Source organism: Caulobacter sp. SLTY (assembly GCF_009905535.1).
GTDB lineage: Bacteria > Pseudomonadota > Alphaproteobacteria > Caulobacterales > Caulobacteraceae > Caulobacter.
Window position 1 is genome coordinate 1 of record NZ_JAAALA010000033.1, and the last position, 15,955, is coordinate 15,955.

Annotated in this window: 10 protein-coding genes and 1 pseudogene; 8 read left to right on the forward strand and 3 right to left on the reverse strand. The window is 68.1% G+C overall.

What is annotated here, in order from left to right; all coding sequences use genetic code 11:
* Positions 1 to 62: 62 nt before the first annotated feature.
* Positions 63 to 173: pseudogene (locus tag GVN21_RS21005) on the reverse strand (zf-TFIIB domain-containing protein); the annotation flags it as partial.
* Between the two features lie 242 nt (positions 174 to 415).
* On the opposite strand from GVN21_RS21005, the gene GVN21_RS16625 reads away from it, so the two are divergent.
* From GVN21_RS16625 to GVN21_RS16655, 7 genes are all read left to right on the forward strand, one after another.
* Positions 416 to 1,066 carry a Fe2+-dependent dioxygenase gene (locus tag GVN21_RS16625; protein ID WP_346764283.1) on the forward strand — a complete coding sequence of 217 codons (651 nt, stop codon included), beginning with the start codon at positions 416 to 418 and terminating at the stop codon, positions 1,064 to 1,066.
* Between the two features lie 132 nt (positions 1,067 to 1,198).
* Positions 1,199 to 2,449, forward strand: a complete 1,251-nt coding sequence (locus GVN21_RS21255; RefSeq protein ID WP_166575859.1) for a tyrosinase family protein — start codon at positions 1,199 to 1,201, stop codon at positions 2,447 to 2,449.
* Positions 2,450 to 2,599: 150 nt separating this feature from the next.
* The gene (locus GVN21_RS16635; RefSeq protein WP_166575860.1) at positions 2,600 to 3,745 is read left to right on the forward strand and encodes a putative peptidoglycan binding domain-containing protein; all 1,146 of its coding nucleotides are present in this window, start codon (positions 2,600 to 2,602) and stop codon (positions 3,743 to 3,745) included.
* A 195-nt stretch (positions 3,746 to 3,940) separates the two neighbouring features.
* Positions 3,941 to 5,392, forward strand: coding sequence for a glucose-6-phosphate dehydrogenase (gene zwf, locus GVN21_RS16640; RefSeq protein WP_166575861.1), 1,452 nt, complete (start codon positions 3,941 to 3,943; stop codon positions 5,390 to 5,392).
* A complete protein-coding gene (gene pgl / locus GVN21_RS16645) occupies positions 5,385 to 6,077 on the forward strand; it encodes a 6-phosphogluconolactonase (protein WP_166575862.1) in 693 nt (230 codons plus the stop codon). The genes zwf and pgl overlap by 8 nt, the downstream gene beginning before the upstream one ends.
* Before the next feature lie 11 nt (positions 6,078 to 6,088).
* Positions 6,089 to 7,897 carry a phosphogluconate dehydratase gene (gene edd, locus GVN21_RS16650; protein WP_166575863.1) on the forward strand — a complete coding sequence of 603 codons (1,809 nt, stop codon included), beginning with the start codon at positions 6,089 to 6,091 and terminating at the stop codon, positions 7,895 to 7,897.
* Between the two features lie 430 nt (positions 7,898 to 8,327).
* Positions 8,328 to 11,282: a TonB-dependent receptor gene (locus tag GVN21_RS16655; protein ID WP_166575864.1), complete on the forward strand. Its 2,955-nt coding sequence runs from the start codon at positions 8,328 to 8,330 to the stop codon at positions 11,280 to 11,282.
* Positions 11,283 to 11,377: 95 nt separating this feature from the next.
* Here the strand turns inward: GVN21_RS16655 and GVN21_RS16660 are convergent, their stop codons facing one another.
* Together GVN21_RS16660 and GVN21_RS16665 are read right to left on the reverse strand one after the other, a co-directional pair.
* On the reverse strand, positions 11,378 to 12,619 hold the full coding sequence (locus GVN21_RS16660) for a TetR/AcrR family transcriptional regulator (RefSeq protein ID WP_166575865.1): 1,242 nt from the start codon (positions 12,617 to 12,619) through the stop codon (positions 11,378 to 11,380).
* 74 nt (positions 12,620 to 12,693) lie between these two features.
* Positions 12,694 to 14,610, reverse strand: coding sequence for a PAS domain-containing hybrid sensor histidine kinase/response regulator (locus GVN21_RS16665; protein ID WP_166575866.1), 1,917 nt, complete (start codon positions 14,608 to 14,610; stop codon positions 12,694 to 12,696).
* Between the two features lie 92 nt (positions 14,611 to 14,702).
* Here GVN21_RS16665 and GVN21_RS16670 point away from each other — a divergent pair, with 92 nt between their 5' ends.
* Positions 14,703 to 15,953: a serine hydrolase domain-containing protein gene (locus tag GVN21_RS16670; RefSeq protein WP_166575867.1), complete on the forward strand. Its 1,251-nt coding sequence runs from the start codon at positions 14,703 to 14,705 to the stop codon at positions 15,951 to 15,953.
* The last annotated feature ends 2 nt before the right edge of the window (positions 15,954 to 15,955 follow it).

Genomic DNA, 15,955 nt, shown 5'->3' on the forward strand with positions numbered 1-15,955 from the left:
CGACAACAGCTCGATGCAGACCGTGGACCGCGCCGGCGTTCAGTTTGACATGTGTCCCACCTGCCGCGGTCGAGCCAGACGCCGCGGCAGGTGGGACACATGTCAAACTGAACGCCGGCGCGGTCCACGGTCTGCATCGAGCTGTTGTCGTTGGGGCAAAGGAGAAGAGGCATCACGATTTCCTTCTGGGCAGAGAGCGAGGGCGTCGGCCGTCTCGCCACGGGGCGATGGAGTACGTCCGACATCATGACCGCCGCAAAGGGTCGGTCACCAGAGGGGCCCGGTCCGCCCCAGGAACATGGGCGCCGGATGGGCGCCCGACAAGGTCTGTCGTTCCGCCGCCTTGACGGGTTACCCTGCCTTCGAACCCGGACGTGAGGGCCGCGGCGCCAGCAGGAGACCAAGGTTGATCGTTGTGCAGGTGTTCAGCGCGGAGGAGGTCCTGGCCATCGGGCAGGGCCTAGCGTCCGCGTCCTTCCGCGACGGGCGGGCGACCGCCGGGGCGGCGGCGGGGTCGGTGAAGCACAATGAGCAGGCAAACGGCGCGGACCCGGTGGTCATCGATCTCGGCCGTCGGGTGCGGCTGGCGCTGGAGACCCACCCCACTGTTCGCGCCCTGGTGCGGCCCGTGCGCTGGTCGAATCTGATGTTCTCCCGCTACGGCCCCGGGCAGCAGTACGGGCTGCACGCCGACAATGCGGGCATGTACGACTCATCCGGACGGCCCCTCCGGACCGACGTCAGCTTCACCCTGTTTCTCTCGGACCCCGACACCTACGGGGGCGGCGCCCTTCTGCTGCAGGACCTGGCCAGTGACCGGGAATTTCGGCCTTTGGCCGGCCATGCGGTCTTCTATGCCACCAGCCAGCTCCACCGGGTCACGCCGGTCACCCATGGGTTCCGCCTGGCCTGCGTGGGTTGGGTGCAGAGCCTGATCCGGCGCGCCGATCAGAGGGAACTCCTGTTCGACCTGGAACGGGCCAGGAGCAGACCCGAGGCCGAGGACTCAGCCCTGCTTCTCGACAAGGCCATCGGCAATCTCCTGCGCATGTGGGGGGAGGACTGATCACCGCCGCCCGCGCCTGACCAGCGCCAGCGGCGGAGCAGTCATGCCAATTGTAATGGGGCTCTCCTCCCGGGCGACCCGCGTTGACTTCCACCCCGCCGCGCCCAGGATGCCCAGCAGGGGGATTTTCGTATGAACATCAGCAAGAGAGCTGTCCTGACCGGCGGCGCGGCCGCGCTCGGCCTCGGCCTGGCTGCCCAGAGCCGACCGCTGCGGATTCGCCGGCCGGTCTCCAGCCTGCGCCGCGACGATCCGAATCTGGAAGCCTTGCGTCGCGCCATCCCCCTGATGAAGCGGGCCGGGGTCTGGGACGCCCAGATCGCCCTGCACGCCGACATGCGCCAGCGGCACCATTCCTCCTGGCGGTTCCTGCCCTGGCACCGGCTGCAGCTGGTCTGGTTCGAGCGCCAGGTGGCCCGCTTCTCAGGGTACGCCGCCTTCGCCCTGCCGTTCTGGGACTGGGACGACGACCGCATCCCCGACATCGTGGCGGACGATCCGGCCTTCGTCATTCCGGGACGGGAAGCGCGCAAGGGCGAGTCGCTGGCCGCCTTCATGCGCAACAGCGGCCAGACCTTCCGCGGCCGCATCACCGACGACTTCAACACCTTCTTCGGCCGGGCCCGCAACGTCGGCGTGGGCGCCGGTCCCGGCTATTCCGGCTCAGCGGAGTGGAGCGGCCACAACCTGATCCACGGCTTCGTGGGCGGTCAGATGGGCATGCTGAACCGGGCGCCGAACGACCCGCTGTTCTGGATGCACCACTGCAATATCGACCGCATCTGGTCCCACTGGCACGCTCGCAAGAACGACCTGATCTATCCCCGCCAATGGCGCGAAGAGGTGATCCAGGGCTTCACCAACACCGCCGGCCGGATCGCGCCCGCGGCCACCGCCGCCTCCACCATCTCCACCGCCGCCTTCGGCTACGACTATGAGCCGGACAGAACACCTCCCATCGTCTTCGCCGCCCGCCCGACCCGGCAGCTGCGCGAAGAAACCCTGGCCTGGGCCGCCGAGGTCACCGCGCCGGACACTGCGAAGCTGATCGTCCCGGCCGACGCCATGGCGGGCAGCAAGGTCTCCGCCGTCGGCTACCTGGAGGTGGCCCCCGATCCTGAGAGCACCTCGGTGGTCAAGATCACCGCCTCGGACCGCAACGGCGAGATCGGCTTCACCGACAGTATTTTCCTTGTGCCCTCGGCCTTCTGCGAATCGCGCCAGGGGTTCCGGATCGCCATGTCGGGTCTTTGGGGTTTCGCCAGCGAAGGGGACGTGACCCTTACCCTGAAGGCCTCGCCCCTCGCCGGCCGGGGCAAGCCGGTGACCGCGACTCGCGTTGAAAGTTTCATCCTCGACGCCGAAATCATCTGGAACGAGTAACGCGACCGCCGGCGGGCGATCCCGCCGCCTGGAAAATCCCCATTCAGGCGAAAGTGGCATACTCTTGTTCGTCAAGGCGCTCTGTTGGGCTACACATGGTTAACGGCCAACCACGAGGGTCGGCCGACCATGGGCCTGAGGGGGCTGTTGATGAATAGGTCGAAACTGTTTGGGGCCGTCGCCGCGGGCGGCCTGCTGCTGTCAGCCTCGGGGGCGCTGGCTGGCGACTATGGGAGCGGCGACTTCCCGCCGAACGCCCAGCCCGGCAAATGCTATGAGAAGGTGCTGATCCAGCCCGTCTACGAAAGCTACACCGAGCAGATCGTCGACATTCCCGGCCGCACCGAGACCCGGGTCATCCCGGCCGTCTATGGCGAAGAGGTCCGCCAGGTTCTCGTGCGCGAGGAGCGGGTCGAGTACATCACTGTGCCGGCCACCTACCGCACCGTCACCGAAACCATCGTGATCAAGGCCGCCTCGGTGCGGACCGAGACCATCCCCGCCGTCTACGAGACGATCACCGAACGAGTGCTGGTCCGGGCCGAGCGATACGAGTGGCGCCGGGGCGTGCCGCCCTCTCAGCGGCCCACCGATCCCACCAAATACAAGGTCCTGGCGACCGGCGAGGTGCTCTGCCTGGTGCTGGTTCCCGCCGAGTATTCCACGGTCACCCGTCAGGTCCTGAAGTCGCCGCCGCGCACCATCCAGATCGACGTGCCGGCCGAGACCCAGGTGGTCACCCGCCAGGTCATCGATCAGGACGCCCGTGTCGAAAAGCGCGTGATCCCAGCCGAGTACAAGACCATGCGGGTCCGGGTGGTGGTTACCGCCGAGCGCACCGAGACCTACACCATCGCCCCGGTCTACAAGACGGTGACCAAGAAGCGGATGGTTACCGACACCCGCTTTGAATGGCGGATGATCGAATGCGAGACGCCGCCCGGCGGCTACCGCCCGGTGTCCGAGCCCGCGCCGTCCTATGCGCCGCCGCCGTCCAAGCGCGCCGCGACCGGCCCTCGCCCCTACGTCCAGGAGGCCCCGGCCCCGCAGGCCGGCTACTCCAGCGGTCCGCGCCCCTACATGGCCGACTCGTCCCAGGACGTTCAGCTGACCCCGCGGGTGATCCGTGACATCCAGGATTCGCTGGGCGTGCGCGGCTATTACAAGGGCAAGCGCGACGGGACCATGAACCACCAGACCAAGCTGGCCCTCTACCGCTTCCAGGAAGACAACAACCTGGATCCGGCCCTGCTGACCAGCCGCACCCTGCTGGCCCTGGGCGTGCCGCTGCCGTGATGACTGAAGGGGACGCCTCTTAGCCGGCGTCCCCACTCAGGGCCCAGGGCGGCCCGCCGATATCCTCATCTGTCGCGACAACTGGATCGGACAGACAGCCTATTAAGCCGACAATCGAACCTTCCGGCGCGGCAAGCGCTGACTCCCGCGCGAGGTGGCGCTAGACCGGGGGCGGCTGGCATTTGAGGAGGCTCCATGGCTGATCCCGCTCCGGTTCTGATCCTGCTCGGCGGTGCGGGCGATCTGTCCATGCGGATGTTGCTCCCCTCCCTCCTGCACCTGGAGGCGGACGGCCTGCTGCCGGAGGGCCTGCGGATCATCGCGGTGGGCCGTGCCGAGGGCGACGCCAAATCCTACCGGCGCGACGTCGCCGCCCGGCTCAAGGAAAAGGACGAACTGGCCGAGGCCTGGAAAGCCCTGTCCGCCCGTCTCGATTATGCTGCGGTGGACGCGGCCACGCCGGACGGCGCCAAGGCCCTGAAGGAGCGGATCGGCGAGGCCAGCCTCACCGTCTTCTACTACGCCCTGTCGCCCAGCCTGTTCGCCCCGGTCACCCAGGCGCTCAGCGACGTCGGCCTGATCGGCGAGACCACCCGCCTAGTGCTCGAAAAGCCGATCGGCCGCGACCTGGAGACCAGCCGCCAGATCAACGCGGTCATCGCCGACGCCGCCAACGAGCGGCAGGTGTTCCGCATCGACCACTACCTGGGCAAGGAAACGGTCCAGAACCTGATCGCCCTGCGCTTCGCCAACGCCCTGTTCGAGCCGCTGTGGAACAACCTGGCCATCGACCATGTCCAGATCACCGTCGCCGAGACCCAGGAGGTCGGCGAGCGCTGGCGCTACTACGATGACTACGGCGCCATCCGCGACATGCTGCAGAATCACATGCTGCAGCTGCTCTGCCTGGTGGCCATGGAGCCGCCGTCGGACCTGGAGCCCGACGCGGTGCGCAACGAGAAGGTCAAGGTGCTGCGCTCGCTGCGCCGCTTCACCGCCGAGGCAGCCCGCGAGGACAGCGTGCGGGGCCAGTACACGGCCGGCACGGTGGAGGGCCAGCCGGCCGAGTCCTACGAGGCCGAGGTCGGCCGCCCGTCCGGCACGGAAACCTTCGTCGCCCTGATCGCCTGGATCGACAACTGGCGCTGGAAGGGCGTGCCCTTCTATCTGCGTACGGGCAAGCGGCTGCCGGCCCGCCGAACGGAGATCGTCATCCAGTTCAAGGCCGTGCCCCACTCGATCTTCGGCCCCTTCGGCGACCGCGATATCCAGGCCAACCGCCTTGTGATCGAACTCCAGCCGCACGAGGACATTTCCCTTACCATCATGAACAAGCGTCCGGGCCTCAACGGCGAGCACATGCGCCTCCAGCCCCTGCCCCTGTCGCTCAGCCTGGCCAAGGCGCTGGGAGAGGAGGGCGGGCGGCGTCGGATCGCCTACGAGCGGCTGTTGCTCGACGTCATCCGGGGCGATCCCACCCTGTTCGTCCGGCGGGATGAGGTGGAGGAGGCCTGGCGCTTCGTCGATGGTGTCGCCGACGCCTGGGCGGAAGCGGGGGTGGAGCCCAAGCCCTACGCCGCCGGCTCGCCCGGGCCGGCCGGGGTCTCAGGCCTGATCGAGCGCAGCAAGCGGCAATGGCATGACTGAGCGCCCCCCCGTCGAGGTCTTCGCCAGTCCCAAAGCCGCGGCGACCGCCGCCGCTGTGGCCATCCTCAAGCATCTACAGACCGCCCTGGTCGAGCGGGGCGAGGCCCGGCTCTGCGTCACCGGTGGAACCTCGCCGGGGCCGGTCTACGACATCCTTTGCGACTTCGAACTTGACTGGCAGCACGTCTCCATCACCCTGTCGGACGAGCGCTGCGTGCCGGAGACCTCCGACTGGTCCAACGCCCGGCTGGTGCGCGAGCGGCTGCTGACCGGCAAGGCCGCCGCCGCCCGCTTCATCCCGCTGCGCGGCGATGGGGAGGATCAGGAGCATGACGCCTGGACTGCCGACCTCGCCATCGCCCCCCTCGTACCCTTCGACGCCGTGCTGCTCGGCATGGGCGAGGATGGCCATATCGCCTCGCTGTTCCCCGGTAATCCGGTCCTAGACCAGGGCCTCGACCCCGCCGGCTCCCGCTTGGTCCTGTCCGTTCCTGCCGGTGATCCCCTGCCGGCGCAGGATCGTATTACCCTGACCCTGCCGGCGCTGATCTACGCCCCCCTGATCCTCATCCTCTGTCGGGGTGAGGCCAAGCGGGCCCTGCTGGAGCGGGACGGGGACGAGCCCGTGCACCACCTGATCCGCGCGGCAAACCGGGGCGAGGTCCGCCTGCTCTGGACCGCCTGAAGGAGGCGCCCATGCATCCCGTCGTTGCCGAAGTCACCGCGGCCATCATCGAACGCAGCAAGGACAGCCGCGCCCGCTATCTCGCGCGCATCGAGGCCATGCGCGAAGAGGGGCCAGGGCGGGGCAAGCTTTCCTGCGCCAACTGGGCCCACGCCTTTGCCGCCTCGCCAGGCGAGGACCGGATGCGGGCGCTGGACCCGAACGCCTCCAACCTCGGCATCGTCTCGGCCTACAACGACATGCTCTCGGCCCACCAGCCGCTGGAGCGCTACCCGGCCATCATCAAGGATGCGGCCCGCGCCGCCGGCGCCACGGCCCAGTTCGCCGGCGGCGTGCCGGCCATGTGTGACGGCGTCACTCAGGGCAAGCCAGGGATGGAGCTGAGCCTGTTCTCCCGCGACGTCATCGCCCTGGCGACAGGAGTGGCGCTCAGCCACGACGCCTTCGATGGGGTCATCATGCTGGGGGTCTGCGACAAGATCGTTCCCGGCCTGGTGATCGGGGGCCTGGCCTATGGCTGGCTGCCGACCATTCTGATGCCGGCCGGGCCGATGACCAGTGGCCTGCCCAATGCCGAGAAGGCCCGCATCCGCGCTCTCTACGCCGAAGGCAAGGTCGGCCGCGACCAGCTGCTGGCCGCCGAACAGGCCAGCTACCACGGCCCAGGGACCTGCACCTTCTACGGCACCGCCAACTCCAACCAGATGCTGATGGAGCTGATGGGCCTGCACCTGCCGGGCTCGGCCTTCGTCACCCCGAACACCCCTCTGCGCGACGCCCTGGTCGGCGAGGCGACCCGCCGGCTGGCGGCCATTGGCCTCAAGGGCGACGACTGGATTCCCATGGGCCACGTCATCGACGAGAAGGCGATCGTCAACGGCGTGGTCGGTCTGATGGCCACCGGCGGCTCGACCAACCACTGCCTGCACCTGCCGGCCATGGCGGCCGCCGCCGGCATCAGGCTGACCCTGGAAGACATGGACGCGCTCAGCCGCGTCACCCCGCTGATGGCGCGGGTCTATCCGAACGGAACGGCCGACGTGAACCACTTCCAGGCCGCCGGGGGCCTGGCCTTCGTGACCCGGGAGCTGCTCGCGGCCGGTCTGCTCCACGAGGACGTGCTGACGGTGATGGGGCCGGGGTTGTCCCGCTATACCCGAGAGCCGACGCTGGAGGGCGACGCCGTGGTCTGGACCGAGGGCGCCGCCGAGTCGCTCGACCGGGACATCCTGCGCCCGGCATCCGATCCGTTCGAAAGGGAAGGGGGGCTGCGCCTGCTACACGGCCCGCTCGGCCGGGCGGTGATCAAGGTCAGCGCGGTCAAGCCCGAGCACCGCGCCATCACCGCCCCTGCCGTGGTGTTCGACAGCCAGGACGACTACATGGCCGCCTTCAAGCGCGGCGAACTCGACAAGGACTGCGTGGCGGTCGTCCGCTTCCAGGGACCGCGGGCTAACGGCATGCCCGAACTGCATAGCCTGACCCCGCCCCTGTCGGTGCTGCAGGACCGTGGCCGCAAAGTGGCCCTGGTGACCGATGGTCGCATGTCCGGCGCCTCCGGCAAGGTTCCGGCCGCCATCCATGTGACGCCGGAAGCCCTGGCCGGGGGGGCTTTGGCGCGAATCCGGGACGGCGACCTGATCACCCTCGACGCCGAGGCCGGAACCCTGACCATCGCGGTGGACGAGGACGAACTGGCCGGCCGTCTGCCGGCGCAGCCCCCAGTTCTCGGCCCCGGCCATGGCCGCGAACTGTTCGCCTCGCTGCGGAGCCTGGCCGGGGCGGCCGACGCGGGAGCGTCCGTACTCTTCGAAAACTGATGGACCGACGTTCCGTGAACGTCAACGTCATGCGTCATCCTGCCGCACGGCCTAAATATCACTGCGGTTTCAAACATGTGACGATCTGAGGTCAGGCCGGTTGACGTAGCGGGAAAACATACCGCATCATCGAACAGTTGTTTGCCGACCGCGTCGGCGAACGGGCGGACTGTTCGAAGGGGGCGTGTTGGCGAGATCGCCGATCCCGCGTGAGATGACCGAACGCCGGACCAGGGTCCGGGCGTGGTGCGGTCGCGACTTCGAATTTTCCCAAATCCTGCTTGCCGCCGCGGCTCCTTTGGCCGGTGCGGCTCCACGGCTGCTCGACGGAGGAGACACCCCCGGAGGCGGATAGATCCAAACCAAACCGGCCACCGACGCTCGACCACAAGAAGCGCGGGGCCACTCAAGATAAACAGGGAGGGAGTATATGCGTAGGATGGCGTATCTGGCCGGCGGTTCACTGCTGGCGATGAGTTTGGCGTTTGGTCTCAGCGGCGTCGCCGCAGCCCAGGACGAGCCGACCGAGGTCGGCGAAGTCGTTGTCACCGGTTCGCTGATCGCCGGCACCCCCGAGGACGCGGCCCTGCCGGTCGAGGTCATCGGCGCCGAAGAGCTTTCGAAGCAGGGCTCGCCCAGCACCGTCGAACTGCTGAAGGCGCTGTCCGTCAGTTCCGGCGTGCTCGGCGACACCAACCAGTTCGACGCCCGCGCCCAAGGGTCGGAAGGCTCCGGCTCGGTCAACCTGCGCGGCCTCGGCGCGACCCGCACCCTGGTGCTGCTGAACGGCCGGCGGTTGACGCCCAACCCGTTCGGCCAGGTCGGCACCGGGATCGTCGACACCAACACCATTCCCGTGGCCGCCGTGGCCCGGATCGAGGTGCTGAAGGACGGCGCCGCGGCCATCTACGGCTCCGACGCCATCGCCGGGGTGGTGAACTTCATCACCCGGAAGAACTATGAGGGCGCCGAGCTGTCCGGCAGCTATACCGCCATCGACGGGTCCGACGGCGACTGGACCGGCAGCATCGTCTACGGCGTCGGTGGCGACCGTTGGAACCTGATGCTGAGCGGCGGCTACCAGCACCGCTCCAAGCTGGTGACGACCGAGCGCGACTGGGCGATCGGCGACTTCGACTACAATCCGCAGGGCGGTTATTCGGGCGGTAACGCCATCAGCCGCTTCCTGCCCGTGTTCAGCCCGGCTCCGGGCGTCTACAGCCCGGCCGCCGGTCTGCAGACCGACTCAGGCTGTGTCCCGCTCGGCGGCACCCTGGTCCTGAACGGCGTCCCGGGGGGCAACCTGGCGACCGGCACCTGCAACTGGAACTACACCGCCTACGACAACCTCACGGAAATCGAGAACCGGTTCCAGCTGTTCGGCTCGTTCGATTTCGAGTTCAACAACGAGCACAGCTTCCACGCTGAAATGCTCTACGCCAAGACCGACGTGCCCGAGTGGAACACCTCGCCGTCCTATCTGGCGCTGCAGGTCCCCACGGCGCTCACCAACCCGACCCGAGGCGCGGGCTCCTCGGCGACTCTGAGCGCCGGCTACTTCGTGCCCTCCACCAACCCAGGCTACCAGCTCTACGCCGCCCAGAACCCGGGGGCCTTCCCGGCCTTCGCGAACGGGGCCTATTTCCCCGGCGTGCTCTATCGGCCGTTCTCCGTTGGCGGCAACCCGCTGTTCGACAACGGGCCGTCGAAGGGCGCCCGGACCTATGAGGCCTTCCGGGTCAACTTCGGCTTCAAGGGCAGCTTCAACGAGTACCTGAACTACGACCTCGCCTACACCTTCTCCGAACAGACCGGCAATCGGACCGGCTACGACACTGTCGTCAGCCGCTTCCAGCTGGCCCTGCGCGGCTTGGGCGGCGCCAACTGCAACGGCATCGTGGCGGGCAATCCGGGCTCGACCTGCGAGTACTTCAACCCGTTCTCCAACTCCACCCAGCGCAACACCATCACCGGGCAAACCAACCCGAACTACAGCGCCGCGGTGTCCAACTCGGCCGAACTGACCCGCTGGTTCTTCCAGAAGCTGGAAACCGATCAGCGGCAGTACATCTGGGTGGTCGATGCGGTGTTGAGCGGCAAGACCGGCATCACCCTTCCCGGCGGTGATCTGGCCTGGGCCCTCGGCGCCCAATACCGGAAGAACGGTTTCCGCGCCCAGTACAACGCGCTGAGCGACCTGACCCGCAATCCCTGCATCGATACGCCGATCAACGGCTCGACCGCCTGCACGGTGCGCAACGGGCCGTTCATGTTCCTGGGTGGCGGCACCCCGTCGCAGCTGAACGGTGACAACTACTCGGTCTTCACCGAGTTCAGCATCCCGGTGCTCGACAACCTGCAACTGCAGCTTGCCGCCCGATACGAGGACTACGGCGGTGAGGTCGGCTCGACCTTCGACCCGAAGCTGTCGGGCCGTTGGCAGGCGACCGATTGGCTGGCCTTCCGCGGGTCGGTCGGCACCACCTTCCGGGCCCCTCCGATCACCAGCCTGGCGCCCGGCCAAGTGACCTCGCTGCAGTTCCTGTTCGGCTCGTTCCGGGCGGTGGACATCGGCGGCAACCCCAACCTCGAACCGGAAAACGCCGTCACCTACAACATCGGCGTGCTGGTCGAGGCGGGCGGCTTCCGCGGCAGCATCGACTACTGGAACTTCGACTTCGAAAATCCGATCGTCGCCGAGCCTGTCGGGCCCATGGTCAACGCCTTGTTCCCGACCGCCGGGGTGGGCAACTGCGGCAATCCGGCCTTTGCCGGCCTGCAGGCTCGCTTCACCTTCCAGGGCGCCTGCAACTCGGCCAACATCAGCCGCGTCTCGACCTTCTCGGTCAACGGCGCGGGGGTGAAGACCTCCGGCATCGACTTCATGGGCGAATATGAATTCGACATGGGCGACGTCGGCAGCCTGACCTTGGGCGTCGGCGGCACCTACACCATCGAGTACGCCCAGGACGCCTTCAGCGTCGAAGGCGTGGTGGTGCAGCCGGCGTTCGACGCGGTCGGGTTCCTGAACTATCAGCAGACGGCGACCCCGCTGCCGCAGCTCAAGGGCCAGGCCTTCGCCGAGTGGAACAGTGGACCGCATAACCTGCGCTTCACCGCCCGCTACTGGGATGGCTACGAGGATCAACGGACGACGATCTTCCCGCCGGCCGTGCCCTATCCGCAAGGCAAGCAGATCGATTCCTGGACCGTCTTCGACCTGGCCTACCGCGCCTACCTGCCGTGGGACATGACCGGGGTGATCGCGGTGACCAACCTGACCGACGAGGACCCGCCGTTCGCCCGGCTGGACCTGAACTACGATCCCTTCACCCACAACGGGCTGGGCCGTACGGTCAAGGTCAGCCTGACCAAGAAGTTCTGATCGGAACGATCCGACCAGACGGAAGGGGCGGCCCTCGGGCCGCCCCTTTTTCGTTGTGGGGACCGGTTGGCCGCGCAGCGGCCGACATGTCCCCGCTACCGCGTAAACAGCCCCAGCATCAGCGGTCGCACGAACAGCTGGCTGGCCTCGGACCTCTCCAGCCCGGTCACCCAGCTCCCCAGCGAGGTGGCGGCGTTGAGCAGGGCGTTCAGCATGTGGGCCGCGACCAGCGGATCGACCGGCCGGATCGAACCCTCGGCGATGCCGTCCGCGACCATCCCGGCGAACCGATCGGAAACGCGGGCGTAGCGGTCGCTCATCTCATGGCGGATATCGACGGGCAGGGCGCCCATCGCCGAACCGCGCAGGAGCGGCCCCTCTTCCGACAGCTGGAACTCGGTCAGGGCCGAGGCGGTGGCGGCCAGCCGGGTCCACTGGTCGACGGGCAGGTCCCGGGCCGCCAACTGAGCTGCCCGCAGCACCGCGAAGGTGCGCTGGAAGCAAGCGACGACCAGCTCATCCTTGTCTTCGTTGTGATGGTAGAAGCTGCCCTTGGTAACGTTCAGCGCCGCCGAGATGTCCTCCACCGATGCGCCGCGATAGCCCTTCTGGTTGATCAGCCGGGTCGCGGCGGTCAGGAAGGTGGCGCGGGACACATCGCCCACCGCCGTCTGGTCGCCATCCTCGGTCAGCGGCCCCAGCGCCGGCGGGGTCCAGGAGCGGCTGCGGGCGGCCAGGCCCCCGGTCAGAATATCACTCATCCGCTCGCGCAGGCGCGGATAGTCCTCGATGTCGTAGCGGCGCAGCCAGGTGAAGGTCCAAAAGGCCTGTTCCAGCAGCAGGTGGGTGCGGGCATTGGCCTCCGCCCGGCTGAGCCCCGCGAACTCCGGGGCGTCGAAGAAGCCGCGCACCCGGCGGAACATGTCGGCGAAGGCGCCGCCGACCTCGGCGCGATGGGGCTCCTTCAGCGAGCGCATCTCGCTGAAGCTGACCATCGGCGGCGCCTCCTTGCGGCGGATCCGGCGCGACAGGTCGAAAAAGAGCTCCAGGAACAGGTCCAGCCTCGCCCGCGCGTCCGGCGCCTTTGCCGACTCCCGCACCAGCCCTTCGAAGGACTCGATCCCGCGCAGGAAGCAGGCGGCGGCAAGGTCTTCCTTGCGGCGGAAATAGTAGGTCACAGAGGTGGTGATCAGCCCGACCTCGGCCGCCACATCGGCCAGGGTCATGCCCTTCACCCCCTGCCGGTTGAGGATGCCGGTGGCGGCCGCCAGAATGGACTCCCGGCGCGCCGCGAAGCGGGTGGTGGCGGGCGTCTCTGGAGCGGCGAGTTCGGTCATTGGCCGGACAGTCTAAAGTGACGCTGGCGTCATCCGCTACTCGGAATTGACCCGAAGGCAACCGGGACCGCCGCTCAGGCCGCCGCCTCGACCCACTCCTGGGCCAGCACCTGGACGATGGCGCGCACCAGGGCGGCCGGCGACAGGGGTTTGGCGACCCAGCCGTTCATCCCGGCCTCCATGTAACTTTCCACCTGGTGGGCCATGGCGTTGGCGGTCATGGCGATGATCGGGGCGGCGGCAGCCGGCCCTTCCAACGCGCGGATGGCGGCGCTGGCCGCCAACCCGTCCATCACCGGCATCTGAATATCCATGAACACCAGGTCGAACACCTGGGCCTGCATGGCCGCGAGGCCCAGCGCCCCGTCGTCGGCCGTGGTCACGCTGGCGCCCAGTTGCTCCAGCATCCGGGTGGCGATCAGCCGGTTGGTGGCGTTGTCCTCGACCACCAGCACCCGCAAGCCGTCGAGCAGGCCCTCGGACGCCTCGTCCTCAGGCGCGGCATGTCCCTCGGCGGCGACCGGCGCCAGGACCTCGACCCAGAAGGTCGAGCCCTCGCCCGGCGTGCTCTCCAGCCCGATGGCGCCGCCCATCTGCTCGGCCAGCCCCCGCGCGATGGCCAGGCCCAGGCCCGAGCCGCCGAACCGCCGCGTGGCCGAGCCGTCGGCCTGGCGGAACCGTTCGAAGAGGCGGCCCTGGGCCTCGGGCTCGATGCCGATGCCGGTGTCGGAAATCTCGAACCGCAGACGGCGATCGGCTGCCTCGCCCAAGGTGGTCATCCGCACGCTGACTCCGCCCCGGGGCGTGAACTTCACGGCATTACCGATCAGGTTGAACAGGATCTGGCGTAGCCGCACCGGGTCGACCATCGCCCAGCCGTCAGCGCCGTGCGCCGTGCGCAGGTACAGGCCCTTGGCCTCGGCCTGGGGGGCGAGCAGGGCGGTGACGCTGTCCAGCAGTTCGGCCGGCTGGATGGCCTCCGGATTGAGGTCCAGCTTGCCGGCTTCCAGCCGCGAGAAGTCGATGACGTCGTTGAGCAGCTCGGCCAGCATCGCCCCGCACCCAAGCGCCTCGTCCAGCAGCCGCCGGCCGTCCGCCGACAGGGCCTCACGCTTGAGCAGGTGCAGGACGCCCAGCACGCCGTTCATCGGGGTGCGGATCTCATGGCTCATGTTGGCCAGGAACCGGGCCTTGACCTCGGCGGCCTCCAGGGCCGCGTCCCGCGCCTCGGCCAGTTCGGTGACATCCTGGGTGATGCCCAGCACTTCCCACGGGCCGTTCTGAACCTGGGCGATCCCGCGCCAGGCGGCGCGCAACCGGGCCCAGCCGCCCTCGGCGCGGAAGTGGCGGTATTCCACCACCTGGGGCTCGCCGCTCATGACCGTGGCGATGAAGGCTTCCGACACCCGCTGCCGGTCTTCCGGATGAATCTCGGCCGTCATCTCCTCGGCGGTCAGGCTTCGCCGGCCGGAGGTCCCGCGCGTGCCGGTGCGGGTCAGATCGGAATCGACCGTATACCGGGTCGTGCGCGGGTCGAACCGCCAGACGAACACCCCGGCCTCTTCGCGCAGCAGGTCGTTGGTTCGCACGGCGGCAGTATCCTGCTCCTCGCGCATGCGGGCCTCGGTGATGTCCTGCAGCACGATCATCGCCACGCCGTCGTCCCGGAGCCGCGATTTGGCACGCACCCACATCCAGCCGCCGTCCTTCAGCTTCAGCCGGTGTTCACACTGGGCCTGGCCGCTCGCCAGCAGCTGGCGCACGGTCTCGGCGATCAGCTCCCGCTCGTCGGGATGGCCGAGGTCGGTGAAATGCTGGCCCAGGCTCTCCTCCGCGGTCCAGCCGGTCAGGCTGGTCCAGGTCGGGTTGAGCCGCTCGATCACGCTGTCGCGCAGGACCACGAAGATATCCTCGCTGCTGGCGAAGAACCAGCGGGCGGCGTCCGCCTCGATGTCGCCGTGCGGTGCGGCGGGCGTGTTTCCGTTTCCCATGGAGAACGACGATCCGGCAATCAGGTAAAGTTTGAGTTGCCCCATACCGGCCATTCGATAAGGGATTGGGAAACAGGCGATGGGAGCGCGGGATGGCCAAGGCGGAGAAGTTGGGGTTTTCGTCGGAGCGGCTGGGGCGGATCGCCCCCTTCCTGGACGAGCGCTACATCCAGACCGGCAAGCTGCCCTGCGCCCAGGTTCAGGTCTGGCGGCGCGGCAAACTGGCCTATGAGAGCGTCCAGGGCCTGGCGGACCGCGAGCGGGGCCGGGCGCTCAAGGCCGACGACCTGTTCCGCATCTATTCGATGACCAAGCCGGTCACCTCGGTGGCCCTGATGATGCTGGTCGAGGAGGGCCTGGTCGCGCTCGACGATCCGGTGGCCGAGTATATTCCGGAATGGGCCGACCTCGGCGTCTTCAACGGCGGCTACCTGAAGACCTTCCAGACCAGACCCTGCGATCGGCCGATGCTTGTTATCGATTTGCTGCGCCACACCTCGGGCCTGACCTACGGCTTCCAGCAGCAGGGCAACGTCGATGCAGCCTATCGCGAGCTGAAGCTGGTCGAGGACCTGCGCGCCGGAACCCTGGCCGAGACCATGAAGGCCTTGGCGAAAGTGCCGCTGCAGTTCTCCCCCGGCGAGGCCTGGAACTACTCCATCTCCACCGACGTGGTTGGCCATCTGGTCGAGGTCATCAGCGGCCAGACCCTCGACGCTTTCTTCGACGAGCGGATCTTCAAGCCGCTGGGCATGACCGACACCTTCTTCACCGTGCCCAAGGACAAGGCCGACCGCCTGGCCGCCCTCTATGCGGTCGGCGCGCTCGGCTCGAAGCTGCCGATCGCCGCCAAGCCGGACTTGGTCGAGGCGCCGGAGAAGAGCGCCTACCTGAAGCCGGCCACCTTCCTGTCGGGCGGCGGCGGCCTGGTCTCCACGGCCGCCGACTACATGCGGTTCGCCCGCATGCTGCTTAACGGCGGCGAACTGGACGGGGCGCGGCTGCTCGGCCCCAAGACCATCCGGCTGATGGCGTCGAACCATCTGCCGGACGGCAAGGACCTGACCCAGATGTCCCGCTCGCTGTTCAGCGAGGCGACCTATGCCGGCGTCGGCTTCGGCCTGGGCTTCGGGGTGACCATCGACCCGGCCCGCACCATGCTGGCCGGCAGCGCGGGCGACTTCTTCTGGGGTGGTGCGGCCAGCACCTTCTTCTGGGTCGATCCGGAGGAAGACCTGGCGGTGGTCTTCCTCACCCAGCTGCTGCCCAGCTCCGCCTATCCGGTGCGCCGCGAACTGCGCACCCTGGTCTACAGCGCCATCACTCATACGGGACGCGCCTGAGG

Bases quoted from the DNA above. Each gene is read 5' to 3' on its own strand.
- GVN21_RS21255 (WP_166575859.1), top strand. From the start codon at position 1,199: ATGAACATCAGCAAGAGAGCTGTCCTGACCGGCGGCGCGGCCGCGCTC.
- GVN21_RS16635 (WP_166575860.1), top strand. From the start codon at position 2,600: ATGAATAGGTCGAAACTGTTTGGGGCCGTCGCCGCGGGCGGCCTGCTG.
- zwf (WP_166575861.1), top strand. From the start codon at position 3,941: ATGGCTGATCCCGCTCCGGTTCTGATCCTGCTCGGCGGTGCGGGCGAT.
- pgl (WP_166575862.1), top strand. From the start codon at position 5,385: ATGACTGAGCGCCCCCCCGTCGAGGTCTTCGCCAGTCCCAAAGCCGCG.
- edd (WP_166575863.1), top strand. From the start codon at position 6,089: ATGCATCCCGTCGTTGCCGAAGTCACCGCGGCCATCATCGAACGCAGC.
- GVN21_RS16655 (WP_166575864.1), top strand. From the start codon at position 8,328: ATGCGTAGGATGGCGTATCTGGCCGGCGGTTCACTGCTGGCGATGAGT.
- GVN21_RS16660 (WP_166575865.1), bottom strand. From the start codon at position 12,619: ATGACCGAACTCGCCGCTCCAGAGACGCCCGCCACCACCCGCTTCGCG.
- GVN21_RS16665 (WP_166575866.1), bottom strand. From the start codon at position 14,610: ATGGGAAACGGAAACACGCCCGCCGCACCGCACGGCGACATCGAGGCG.
- GVN21_RS16670 (WP_166575867.1), top strand. From the start codon at position 14,703: ATGGCCAAGGCGGAGAAGTTGGGGTTTTCGTCGGAGCGGCTGGGGCGG.